The organism is Niabella beijingensis, from assembly GCF_020034665.1.
Taxonomy (GTDB): domain Bacteria; phylum Bacteroidota; class Bacteroidia; order Chitinophagales; family Chitinophagaceae; genus Niabella; species Niabella beijingensis.
This window is the reverse complement of sequence record NZ_JAIQDI010000002.1, coordinates 925,764-938,794: the sequence shown is the minus strand read 5'-3', so window position 1 is coordinate 938,794 and position 13,031 is coordinate 925,764. Positions and strand designations below refer to the sequence as shown.

The 13,031-nt window shown below is 48.7% G+C and carries 9 protein-coding genes; 5 read left to right on the top strand and 4 right to left on the bottom strand.

All coding sequences use genetic code 11. The features are described 5' to 3' along the window. Nucleotides 1–6: 6 nt before the first annotated feature. Nucleotides 7–591: a TrmH family RNA methyltransferase gene (locus K7B07_RS20015; RefSeq protein WP_223712312.1), complete on the bottom strand. Its 585-nt coding sequence runs from the start codon at nt 589–591 to the stop codon at nt 7–9. A 200-nt stretch (nt 592–791) separates the two neighbouring features. Between K7B07_RS20015 and ppk1 the strand changes: the two genes are divergently transcribed. The 3 genes from ppk1 (at nt 792) to panB (ending at nt 4,626) form a co-directional block, all read left to right on the top strand. Continuing rightward, on the top strand, nt 792–2,846 hold the full coding sequence (gene ppk1 / locus K7B07_RS20010; RefSeq protein WP_223712311.1) for a polyphosphate kinase 1: 2,055 nt from the start codon (nt 792–794) through the stop codon (nt 2,844–2,846). After that, nucleotides 2,847–3,734, top strand: coding sequence for a Ppx/GppA phosphatase family protein (locus K7B07_RS20005; RefSeq protein WP_223712310.1), 888 nt, complete (start codon nt 2,847–2,849; stop codon nt 3,732–3,734). 76 nt (nt 3,735–3,810) lie between these two features. Continuing rightward, complete coding sequence (panB, locus tag K7B07_RS20000) at nt 3,811–4,626, top strand: 3-methyl-2-oxobutanoate hydroxymethyltransferase (RefSeq protein ID WP_223712309.1); 816 nt, start codon at nt 3,811–3,813, stop codon at nt 4,624–4,626. Nucleotides 4,627–4,693: 67 nt separating this feature from the next. Here the strand turns inward: panB and K7B07_RS19995 are convergent, their stop codons facing one another. Both K7B07_RS19995 and rimO read right to left on the bottom strand, forming a co-directional pair. Continuing rightward, the gene (locus K7B07_RS19995; RefSeq protein ID WP_223712308.1) at nt 4,694–7,414 is read right to left on the bottom strand and encodes a TonB-dependent receptor; all 2,721 of its coding nucleotides are present in this window, start codon (nt 7,412–7,414) and stop codon (nt 4,694–4,696) included. Between the two features lie 551 nt (nt 7,415–7,965). Then, complete coding sequence (gene rimO, locus K7B07_RS19990; protein ID WP_223712307.1) at nt 7,966–9,276, bottom strand: 30S ribosomal protein S12 methylthiotransferase RimO; 1,311 nt, start codon at nt 9,274–9,276, stop codon at nt 7,966–7,968. 217 nt (nt 9,277–9,493) lie between these two features. Here rimO and K7B07_RS19985 point away from each other — a divergent pair, with 217 nt between their 5' ends. Together K7B07_RS19985 and K7B07_RS19980 are read left to right on the top strand one after the other, a co-directional pair. Next, on the top strand, nt 9,494–12,055 hold the full coding sequence (locus tag K7B07_RS19985; protein ID WP_223712306.1) for a M1 family metallopeptidase: 2,562 nt from the start codon (nt 9,494–9,496) through the stop codon (nt 12,053–12,055). 81 nt (nt 12,056–12,136) lie between these two features. Next, nucleotides 12,137–12,622, top strand: coding sequence for a cytidine deaminase (locus K7B07_RS19980; protein ID WP_223712305.1), 486 nt, complete (start codon nt 12,137–12,139; stop codon nt 12,620–12,622). A gap of 46 nt (nt 12,623–12,668) precedes the next feature. Here K7B07_RS19980 and folB read toward each other — a convergent pair whose 3' ends face one another. Further along, nucleotides 12,669–13,031 carry a dihydroneopterin aldolase gene (folB, locus tag K7B07_RS19975; protein WP_223712304.1) on the bottom strand — a complete coding sequence of 121 codons (363 nt, stop codon included), beginning with the start codon at nt 13,029–13,031 and terminating at the stop codon, nt 12,669–12,671.

Here is a 13,031-nt window from a genome sequence, read left to right as displayed (position 1 = left end):
TTTACATTATCCCTGCGGCAGTTCCCAATCCGTGCGGAGCTGTCTGTGATAGTCGGTATCCGCCGGGCCATTGTACAAACCTGCATCCGCCCGTTGCCGGAAAGCTTCATAAATACTGACCGCGCAGGCCACGCTGATGTTTAGCGACTGAATGATTCCCACCTGGGGAATTACAAAATTTCCGTCTGCAAGCGCGCGGATCTCATCGCTTACACCCTCGCGCTCATTCCCAAAAACCAATGCTACCCGCCGGGTAAGATCCAGCTGATACAGATTTGCCGCATCAGAGCTGAGGTGTGTGGTAAATACGCAATCGTACCTGCTTTTCAAATCCGAAAAACAGGCTACGGCATTATCATACTGATGGATCGACAGCCATTTGGCAGCACTGGAGCTGCTTTTTGCACCCCATTTTTTGTGCCGCGGGATCTTTGTATTCAAAATATACACATCCTGTATACCCACCGCATCGCAACTGCGCATTACAGCCGATATATTGTGCGGGTCAAAAACATTTTCCAGCACAACGGCCAGTCCTTCCTGGCGTTTACGGATCACCTGTTCCAGTTTTTCCTTTCGCTCGTTGGTCATTTGAACAGCTTTTGTGAACGGCAAATGTAACCACAAATTGCGGACACAATGGTGACATTCTGTTATAAACCGGGTCCCGCAACAAAACAAAACATCGAATTTCTTAATAATAATTTAAAGCCGGCGGTTATTGAAACTCCGATTATTCCCCGTAATTCTGCCGATAAAGTATTATTATTGTGGATATTCACTCAAAAGTTATGCAGAAGGTTATACCCAGAGACATCAGCTGGCTGGCGTTTAACGGCCGTGTGCTCCAGGAAGCTGCGGATCCCACCGTACCGCTGAATGAACGCATTAAGTTTCTGGGGATCTTTTCCAATAACCGTGATGAGTTCTTCCGTGTCCGGATCGCTTCGCTGAAACGCATGCTGCGGATTGAATCAAAGCTGAACATGCACCCGGAAAAGAACCCTCAAAAGATCCTCGACCAGATCCACCGCCTGATGACCGACCAGCAGGAAGAATTTGAAAGGGTATGGAAAAACGTTCAGCGCAGTCTTAACCGGAATAAGATCTACCTGAGGACGGAGACCCAGCTTACTGTTACCCAGAAAAAATTCATCCGGGATTTTTATGAAACGGAGATCAGTCCGAATATCATTCCCCTGATGATCGAGAATATCAAAAAATTTCCGGCGCTGCGGGATAAATCCATTTTCCTGGGTGTGGTGATGCGCAAGAGTTTTAACCGGCAGGACCGCAAATATGCCATCATTGAAGTTCCGGTTACTGCGGTGGGCCGTTTTATTGAGCTTCCCTCCCGCGCCAGTCAGCACGATATCATGCTGCTGGAGGATGCCATTATTTTTAACCTCCCGCATATTTTCCGGTTTCTCGGGTATGATGAGTTCAGTGCTCATATTTTTAAATTCACTAGGGATGCGGAGCTGGATATTGATACCGCAGACAATACATCCATCATCCAGAAACTGGAAACCGGACTTAAGAACCGGAAGAAAGGCATTCCGGTCCGCTTTACCTACGATGAGCGCATGGATGCCGATCTGCTGCAGTATCTTATTACGCGTATGGGTTTTGGAAAGCTGGATGCCATCAGTCCTGCGGGCGCCATTCATAACTTCCGGCATTTTATCGATTTCCCGTCAAAAGTATTCAAACATGTAAGCCGGCGGAAAGAACCATTCGACCATCCGCTGCTGCTGGACCAGCGCATTTCGGACGTGATCATGCACCGGGATGTATTGCTGAGTTATCCCTATCATAATTTTACGCCCATCATCGACCTCATCCGGGAAGCGGCTTTCGATCCGGATGTGGTTTCCATAAAGATCACCTGTTACCGTCTGGCCGCCCAGTCAAAGATCATCAATGCGCTGATCAACGCCGTACGCAACGGCAAGGAAGTAACCGTCATGCTGGAGCTGAAGGCCCGGTTTGATGAAGAAGCAAACCTTGAATGGAAGCAGCGCCTGGAAGATGTAGGTGCTACTGTGCTCACAGGATTTCAGAATATGAAGGTGCATGCAAAATTGTGCATCATCAAAAAAAAGAAGGGCCCCAGAACGGAATATTACGGATTTGTAAGTACCGGCAACCTGAATGAAAAAACAGCCCGCATCTATGCCGATCATTGCCTGCTGACCTCCAATAAAAAAATAATGGCCGATGTGAACCGGATCTTTGCATACCTGGAAAAGCCAAAGACCAATGAGCTTTCATTACAGCAATGCACTACCATTATTCCCAGCCCGCACCTTATCCGCAGCTTCCTCGTAAAGCTGATCGGCCATGAGATCCTGATGGCCCGCAAAGGCAAAAAAGCGGAGATCATCATCAAAATGAATTCGCTTTCAGATATCGATATGATCCAGAAGCTCTATGAAGCCGCACGGGCAGGCGTGGTGGTAAAGCTGATCGTACGGGGTATCTTCTGCATGCTCTCACAAAATAAGAAATTCAAACATAAGGTAACAGCCATCAGTATTGTGGACGAATACCTGGAGCATGCGCGCGTCTTTGTTTTCCACAACGGCGGCAAGCCCCGCGTATTCCTGTCTTCCGCCGACTGGATGCTGCGGAACATCGAGCACCGGATCGAAGCCACCTGCCCTGTTACTGATCCCCAGCTGAAAAATGAACTCATCGATATCTTAAACATCCAGCTCAGTGATAATGTAAAAGCGCGGGTACTCGACAATGAACTTAAAAATAAATATGTACATTCGGCGTCTAAAAAGATACGATCCCAGGAAGAGATCTATCATTACCTGATCAATAAAAAATATTCATAGTTGAAATTAGCGGCTATAGATATAGGCAGTAACGCGGCCCGCTTACTGATTACGGATGTCCGGGTGATAAAAAAGAACAGGCCTGAGTTCATAAAGTCCAACCTCATCCGTGTACCGCTGCGACTGGGATTTGATGTTTTTGAAAGCGGCGCGATCTCCCCTCAAAAAGAAATACACGTCATCAGCACGATGAAAGCTTACCGGTACCTGCTCGACGTTTATGAGGTAGCGCATGTGAAAGCCTGTGCCACTTCCGCTATGCGGGACGCCCGGAACGGACAGCAGATCATACAACAGATAAAGGCAGAAACAGGACTGGAAATAGAGATCATTTCGGGCGACCGCGAAGCGGCCCTGATCTATGAAAGTCATGTCGCGGAAAACCTTACGGCCGGAGGCGCTTACCTGTACATTGATGTAGGTGGCGGCAGCACGGAACTGACCTGTTTTATAGATGGCGCAATGACCTTTAAGCGTTCGTTTAACATCGGCACCATACGGCTGCTCAAGCAACAGGTGGACGAGCCCCAATGGGAAGAAATGAAGACCTATATCCGGAGCAATACCAAGAACATAAAAAACATTTCCGGTATCGGCTCGGGGGGCAATATCAACAAGGTCTTTTCCCTTTCAAAACGCAAAGAGGGACGTCCGCTTTCACTTGACCTGCTCCGCGATTATTATAAGGAGTTCAACAGCATGACACTCAGCGAACGGATGAGTTATTACAAACTACGGGAAGACCGGGCGGATGTAATTGTACCGGCCTTACTGATCTATATCAATGTGCTGAAATGGGCGGGCGCAGAAGAGATCCTCGTGCCAAAAATAGGACTGGCCGACGGGCTGATCCAGAGTTTATATGCGGACATCAGTCAGGAACTATAAGCCGTCAGCCGGCAGCGGTCAGCACAATAAAAGTTTTATCTTTACTACAAGGTTCATCACCATCAACCAATAAGTTATGTCCATCAATAAAGAAGTAAAAAGAGTTACTACCAATACCCTTGCAAAAATGAAGGCAGCGGGAGAAAAAATCAGTATGCTCACTGCCTATGATTTTTCGTTTGCCCGTATCATCGACGGTGCCGGCATTGATGTGATCCTGGTTGGAGATTCCGCATCGAACGTCATGGCCGGTCACGAAACAACCTTGCCCATCACACTGGACCAGATGGTCTATCATGCACAATCCGTTATCAGAGGAGCAAAGCGCTGCCTGGTAGTGGTAGACCTTCCCTTTGGTGCTTATCAATCCAATTCTGAAATAGCCCTGGCTTCAGCCATTCGGATCATGAAGGAAACAGGTGCCCATGCAGTAAAGCTGGAAGGCGGAGCGGAAGTAGTCGATTCGGTTAAGAAAATCGTTTCGGCCGGCATTCCTGTGATGGGGCACCTGGGTCTTACCCCCCAGTCCATTTATAAATTCGGCACCTATGCCGTGCGGGCCAAGGAAGATGAAGAAGCCAATAAATTAAGGGAGGATGTACAGCTGTTGCAGGAAGCAGGCTGCTTCTCAATTGTGCTGGAAAAGATCCCGGCGCTGCTGGCAAAAGAGGTCACAGAAAGTCTTTATATCCCTACCATAGGCATTGGAGCCGGAAAATACTGCGATGGCCAGGTATTGGTAATGCACGATATGCTGGGCATCAACACCGAATTCAAGCCAAAATTCCTGCGGCAATACCTGAATGTTTTTGAACAGGCTACAACTGCCGTTCAGCATTATATTTCTGATGTACAGTCGGGTAATTTTCCGAACGAGCAGGAGCAGTATTAAAAATGCAACCTGTAGCAGATGAAATTTTCAATGCTACAGGTTACATTCCTTCTTTCCGCCTTCACCGCTAAAACTTATACCGCAGCGATGCTCTGAAACTCCGCCCTACCAAAGGGCGTGCGATAAAGGAAGTAGCACCGGCATCATTGCTTTGAAACTCTCCCTGGCGGGGATTTCCCTCCGTAAGTCCCAGGGAATTGCCCAGGTTATCGATAAGTCCGAAAAGCGAGATCCTGTTGTTCAGTTTCACCTCAGCATTGATATCGATCTTTGTATAGCTTGGCAGGGATACCGAATTGGCTACATCCACATAGCGTTGTCCTACATATTCGATAACGGTTTGCAAACGCACTTTGTCTCCAAAAAAATTAAACCCGGGGATGACCCGCAGTGCTGCTGCAGGTACCCGGATAAGCTGATTGTCATTATAATTGATCAGCTTTCCGGAATTATCCGTGTACACATATCCCTTGTACCGGCCGCGCTGTAAAGTGGCCGTTGCAGAAATATCGAACCACTTTACCGGAAAATAGCCGCCTTCCAGCTCCAGGCCAAAGGTCTGGGTATTCGCATACAGGTTTTCCTGGGTCTGGTTTCCATCCGGATTAAACACATAATTGGTAAAACCCACATTATTGTACTTGGTCCAAAATCCCGTAGCATACAACGAAAGCACCGGGCTGCTGTACTTATACCCCACTTCTCCCAGCTGCATGGTTTGGGTAACGGGCTTTGCAGTGGCATTGGTTACATAAGCGCCCAGGCCGGGGATGCGCGCTGCTGAGGTGTACCGGGCAAAGGCGCCCATATTATTTGAAAACTGATAATTGGCCCCTGCAGTCCAGGTAGTAAAATTAAAGCCATGATCATAACTTTGGAAGATCCCGTTGCCGGTTAACACATTCGACGTTGCGAAGGTTCCCAGATTGACGCTCTTGCTTTGCTCCACTACTCCTTTGGTTTGTGCGTTTTCCCAGCGCAATCCGGCATCAATACGAAAAGCGGGAGTGATCTGCCATTCATCACTGACATAAACGGCATTGGTGGTCTGCTCTCCGTGTGCGTCGGCCCATTCATACCCATACCGGTAAATGCCATTATCTGTAAATGTCCGCAGCACTTTTCCATTGGCGTCCATGGCTACCAGGTTCAGCAGCCTTGCGTTATTCTGAACATCCAGCAATGCCACGGAAGAATACCGGGTAAAATCTTCGTCGAAGTGAGAATAGTAGTACCCAAAATTGAAATCGTGTTTTGACGATCCTGTAATAAATACGCGCGAAAGATGCAGATCGTTTGCGACTTCGGTCAGCGGCAGCGTAAGCCCCCGGATGCCGCCAAGAATTACGAGGCCATTGCCGTTCTCATTTGCATTATTAAAGGATGCACCGGTACTTACGTACTGTAGTCCCAGGCGCTGCGCACCCGGAACAGTAGCGAGCAGTGCCGACTGGCCCGACAGCATCGAATCCGCCGTGAGTAATGTATTTGGGTACACCCCGTTGCGCTGGGTATGTGTATTGTCGTAGCGAAGGGTATTTTTTAAGATCCACTTGTCAAAAATTTCGGTTTTAAACTTCGCCGTAACCTGGCTTCTTTGCACGGAAGTTCCCACGGTATTATCAAAGCGGTACAGGCTCCCGTCGCCCTGGATCATATTGACCCGTTGTGTTTCCGGGCCGGCAATGGTACCATAGTTGCCGTTAATTCCCGGAACGGCCACTATTTTGCCGTTCTGACGCGTCATCGGAATTCCGAGATAAAAAATCACATTATCATCCAGCCGTTTAAAATCAACATCGAAAGATGATTTTTCCCATTTTTTACCGATGGAAACCCTGAATTGTCCGCCATGGTTGCCACTGAAGCCCGGATCGCGCACACCCGCGCCCGCCCGGTAAAAGCCACCGGCTGAAAGCTTCCACCCATCACCAATGGGGGCTCCTACCCAAAAATCACCCCGGTAAAAATTCTGGCTTCCCAGCGCCAGTTTAAAACTACCCTCAGTTTTATCGCCAACGGCGCGTGGAATATAGTTGACCGCACCCGCCGGTGCATTGGAATAGAACACAGAAGAAGGTCCGCCCCGAACGACTTCGATAGACTGAATGGTCTCATCCAGCCGGAAGACCTGGTCGGCATTTAAATAACCAAGGGACGGATCGTGTTGCACAGGTACTCCGTCTTCGAGCAATTGTATGGATCCATAACCATCTACCGGAACACCTCTTGCACGTACATTACCACTTCCCTCACCACCCGATGATTCCACCCAAAAACCCGGCACTGATTTCAACGCCTCGGTGACGCTTGTAGGGGCCTGCAGGCTCAGCGCGTTGTACCCTATGGAGGTAACAGAATAGCTCGTCTCCAGTTTGGTACGGTTCTGGGCACCGGCACGTCCGGTTACGATCACCTCCTTCAGATCATTCGTGGTTGATCGTAATTGAATCACCAAAGGCTCATTGGAGCCGGCATTGATGTCATACCTGGAAATTGTCTGGGTCTGAAAGCCCACATGAGAAACAACAAATGAATATGTATTCCCCACGGCCAGGTTGTCGTATGTAAAAACACCAGCGGTATCGGTTTGTGTGGTAACCGTCTGGGAAGTGCTTTTATTCTTTGCCAAAACAGTAGCATTGGCTACCGGGTTGCCGTTTTCATCCATTACCCGGCCTTTTATTTCTTTGTTATTCTGTGCAGCTCCGGCAACGTGAATGTGAGCACATACTACCAATAATAAAAAATGCAGGAATTGCCTGATTTTGATAGCTGATCGAATCATAAGTTCGGTTTAAAGTGAATGATAACGTTTAGACCCCTGTTAAAGTATCGGGTACTGCGGTTTATCCGGATCCATTTACGAAACGCAAATATCCAAAAACTTCAAAACAGTAATATTTCCTTATTATTAATTTTCCCGGGAAGACCGTCGTTACACCGCTGCATTTTTTTATTACCCCTCAGGGAGCAATAACTTATACGCTTTTCAGAACAACACTTTAAAGAACCAGATGCCCACTTGATCTTCGATTTGGCAAACTGCCTGCAACCGTATTTTTTTCACCGGCAATTTATTATCTAAAAATAACCATACTTAATCGAAAAAGCAAATTTGCCGGAGACAAAGAAAGGATGGCTGTCATTATTATTTTCTCCCGCAGATGGGCAGGATTTTCACAGTGCTTTACCGGGATATTCCGGAGAAAAACAGCAGCCATAAACCCAGTAACCCATCATGGATCAGCAAATGCCGGGCCTTTATTTTAGGAAAGAAGACCAATTAAAATGGAGGCATCTAAATGCCTCCATTGCTTCTTTACTATTTTATATTTCTCATTTTACCACAACGCCTTCCAGGTCATAATCGTATGCCTTTTCAATTTTCACATTATAAAATTCTCCGATTTTCAACGGAGCAGTTCCGGTAATGATCACTTCATTGTCCACTTCAACACTGTCAAATTCGGTACGGCCGATATAACGCCCTGCCTCTTTTTTATCGATCAGGGTCTTAAAGGTTTTTCCAATCTTTTCCTGGTTCAGTTCATAGGAGATCTCCTGCTGAAATTCCATAACCTCCTGCGCCCGGCGCTCCTTTTCTTCCTGGGATATCGTGTCTGCCAGTTTAAACGCCGAAGTATCTTCTTCATGAGAATAGGTAAAAATACCCACCCGATCGAAGCGCTCTTTCGCCAGGAACTGTTTCAGTTCTTCTATATCATCCGGTGTTTCTCCCGGGAAACCGGCGATCAGTGTGGTACGCAAACAAATACCGGGAACCTTTTCCCGGATCGCGCTTACCAGCTCTTCCATTTCGGTACGGGTGATCTGCCGCTTCATCGCCTGGAGCATATTGTCAGCCGCATGTTGCAACGGCATATCCAGGTAATTACAGATATTATCGCGCTGCCGCATTACGTCCAGGATCTCCAGCGGGAATTTGGTGGGATACGCATAGTGCAGCCGGATCCATTCCAGTCCGGGGATATCCGCCAGCCGGTTGAGCAGATCCGGCAACGTGCGCTTTTTATAGATGTCCAGCCCGTAATAGGTAAGCTCCTGTGCAATAAGCATGATCTCCTTCACACCTTTTTTCACCAGCCCTTCTGCTTCGGCTACCACCTGTTCTATGGTTTTACTTACATGTTTACCCCGCATAAGCGGAATGGCACAAAAAGAACAGGTACGGTTGCATCCCTCGGATATTTTAAGGTAAGCATAATGTTTGGGGGTGGCCAGCAGGCGCTCACCCAGCAGCTCTGTTTTATAATCGGCTTCAAATTGTTTAAGGATCAGCGGCAGCTCCATTGTTCCAAAGAACGCATCCACTTCGGGGATCTCCGTTTCAAGATTGTTCCTGTAGCGTTCGCTCAAACAACCGGTAACATATACCTTATCCAGCCGGCCGCGTTTTTTAAATTCCACCTGCTCCAGGATTGTATTGATGCTTTCTTCCTTTGCCTTGTCAATAAAGCCACAGGTATTTACCACCACGATATTGTGATCAAATTTTTTATTCTCGTGCACCACATCAATAGCATTGGCCTGTAACTGACCGCTCAGCACTTCGCTGTCCACCATGTTCTTACTGCAGCCCAGGGTGATGATGTTTACTTTATCTTTCTTTAATGTTCTTGCTTTCAAACCGGAATTTTGATTTTAGAAGCTGCAAAGGTACAACATGCTGCTGAAATGGGCCGATAATCCCCTTGCAGCAACCCGGGCCGCTGCCGGGTGCTGAAAAAACAACCTAAAAGCCGGGATTTCAACCTCCTGGATCAGATTACCGTTCCCAAATCGGCCGGGGCAACGGCCGGAACTGCTTCAGCGGCAACGGGTCTTTCCTTATATCTTTGCACACATGAAATGGAAACCGGTCCTCTTTTTTTTGTTAGCCTGCTGTGCGGTTGCCTGTAAAACCAGGCCGGAACCGGCTGTAAGCTCCGGAGTATCCGATTCGCTGGCTGCTTCCCGGAAAGCGGTGCTGCATGCCATCCATTATGATCTTGAATTTAATATCCCGGCACAAAAACAAGCGCCGATCGCTGCAAAAGAAACCATCTCTTTTAATTATACCGGAACTAAAACACAAACCCTTTATCTCGATTTTAAAGAGAATGCAGGCGCATTGAAAAAGCTTGCCGTCAATGGCAAAGAGGTGCCGCTCCGTTTCCGCAATGAGCACCTCCTTATCGGCCCCGGCGATCTGAAAAAAGGCCGGAACAGCATCCGGATCGAGTTTACGGCGGGCAACAGCGCGTTGAACCGGCGCGATGATTTTCTGTATACACTTTTTGTACCGGACAGGGCACGGACGGTCTTCCCCTGCTTTGACCAGCCGGATCTGAAGGCTGTTTTTAATCTGACCCTCACTGTTCCTGCAGACTGGGTAGCTATTGCCAATGGCAGGTTGCAGGACTCCGCCATTTCCGGCACGGGTAAGACCCTGCGTTTTGCCCCATCGGATACCATCAGCACCTATCTTTTTTCTTTTGCTGCGGGCAGGTTCCAGGTTGCTAAAGAAAAATGGCGGAATGATTCCATTGAATTTTTCTACCGCGAGACCGACCGGGAAAAAGTTGCCGCCAGCAGGGATGCGATCTTTGATCTGTATAAAAAGATGGTGGTCTTTAATGAACAGTGGATCGGTATTGCCTACCCTTTTCAGAAGCATGGCTTTGTTGCCATTCCCGATTTCCAGTTTGGCGGGATGGAGCATCCGGGGGCGATATTACTCCAGGCTTCCACGCTGTTCCTGACAAAAGATGCCACCGAAGGGCAGCTCAACAGCCGTGCACAGCTGCTGGCCCACGAAGTGGCGCATATGTGGTTTGGAGACCTGGTGACCATGGATTGGTTCTCTGATGTATGGATGAAAGAGGTCTTTGCCAACTTTATGGCCGACAAGGCGAACTCCGTTCCGGGTCATGAAGAGGGATTCGCTCTTAAATTCCTGACGGATCATCTGCCTCCGGCCTATGCGGTCGACCGTACCACCGGTGCCAATCCCATCCGGCAGCCGCTGGATAATCTTGAAAATGCGGGAACATTATACGGCAGCATCATTTATCATAAGTCACCGGTGATGATGCGGCAGCTTGAGGAAGTGATGGGCACGGCCGATTTTCAGAAAGGAGTACGGGAATATTTAAAAACGTATGCGTATAAGAATGCTTCCTGGCCGGATCTGATCCGGATCCTGGACCGCCATACACCAACTGATCTGCAGGCCTGGAATGCCGTTTGGGTAAACGAGCCGGGAAGACCGGTATTCGATTATAAAACAGATTATGATACCGCGACCAGCCAGATTACCGGCTTTACTGTTTTTCAAAAGCCCGAATCCGGCACCAGCCGGGTCTGGCCGCAGCGTTTTGACATCAGCTTTTATTATAAAGGGCTGGTACGTACCATAACGCTCCAGGACAGCCTGGCAGCGCAGCAGGTGCCTCGTGCGGCCGAACGTAAACGTCCGTTGTTCATCCAGTTCAATGCCTCCGGGAAGGGCTACGGTGTGTGGCCGGTAGACACTGCCATGCAGGCACATCTTTTTTCCATCGATAATTATGTAAGCCGCGCCTCCGCCTATATTTCACTGTATGAGAACATGCTGAACGGCCGCTACAATACGCCTGAACAGCTGCTCCGGCTTTTTGCATCCGGTCTGAACAAGGAAACAGTGGAGCTGAACCTGCGGCTGCTGACGGCCTACACCGGATCCATCTACTGGAACTTTATGTCGCGGCAGCAGCGCGGACAGTGGACCACTCAACTCGAGAACAGCATATGGGATGCCCTTCAGCAGCAAAAGAATCCCAACAATAAAAAGATCCTCTTCGGGTGTTATCAGAACGTATTCGGAACGGAAGCGGCCACCTCCAGGCTTTACGGGATCTGGTACAGCCAGGATCCACCATCATCCGTGGTATTAAAAGAAGAAGACTATACCGGTCTGGCGTTTGCACTCGCCTTAAGAAGCAGGAACGGAGACCATATACTGAACCAGCAGTTGCAGCGTATCAAGGATCCCGACCGCATCAAACGGTTCCGCATCATCCTGCCCGCCTTGTCGTGGAACGCGGCAGTCCGCGACCAGTTCTTCAACGGCCTGCAGAAAAAGGAAAACCGTTCCAACGAATCTGCGGCAGGAATGGCGCTCTCCTATCTGCATCATCCGCTCCGGCAGCCCTCTGCCGAAAAGTACCTCCAAAAAACACTGGAATTGCTGCCGGAGATCCAGCAGACCGGCGACATCTTTTTCCCGGGGAACTGGCTGCAGTCGAGCTTTGGCAGTTATCAGTCGGCATCGGCCTATCACATCGTCACCACCTTTTTAAAGCAGCAATCCCTATCGCCCAGTCTGAAAGCAAAAGTGCTGCAAAGCACCGATCAGCTGAGAAGGGCGCAATCGCTCATTCGTTAAAATCAGCAGTGTCTTTCTGATTCCGGCTGATAAGTAGTACCTTTAATCCCCCCTGAGGGAAGCGGTTAAACAAGAATGGATATGAAGGAAAAGAAGTTTCAGTTCTCATATAAGGTAGTAGCAGACGCCACCGGACTGGCGGAAGCCGATGCCGCATTATTGCAGCTGGCCCGTAAAACCACCAAAAAGGCCTATGCCCCTTATTCAAAATTTAATGTGGCCTGTGCGGCAAAACTGGCCAATGGAAAAACGGTGGTGGGTTCCAACCAGGAGAACGCTTCCTATCCCGTCGGCATCTGCGCAGAACGGGCCTTACTGGCCACTGTCGGCACCCAATATACGGATGAACCGATCCTGACACTGGCAGTCACCTATCATTCGCTCAACGGCGATAGCAGCCATCCTATCTCTCCCTGTGGCATGTGCCGCCAGGCCTTATCTGAATATGAAAAACGGTCCGGCACACCCATCCGTCTTTTATTATCCGGCATGGAAGGGCCGGTCTATATCATCAGCACGATCAAAGACCTGCTGCCACTGGCGTTCAGTGAAGAAGACCTGGGCTGAAAGCAGGATCGGGGAAATAATTCCAAACAGACCGGTTTGCAAACTACTAGAAATCGCGCTCCAGCGCCACACCGATCTTTCCGGTAAATCCTTCTATGGGAACCGTAAGTTTGTATAAGCTCATTCTGATCCGAGAGATCTCCGGGAAAGTCTCTTTTAATGTCTCAGCCAGTTCGGTAAGAAATGTTTCCAGCAGTTCCCGGGGGCGTTGCATCTCATCCTTTACCAGTGCATACACGGAAGCATAGTTGAGGGTTTCATTAAGGTGTGCAATAATGCCTTCGTTTTTTGGAAAGGAAATTTCCACGTTCATTTCAAATGCATTCCCTGTTTTTCGTTCCTCCTTGTATAAGCCATGGTAGGCAAAAAAACGGAGCTGTTCCAGGTGGATCGTGATCAGTTGCGCCAT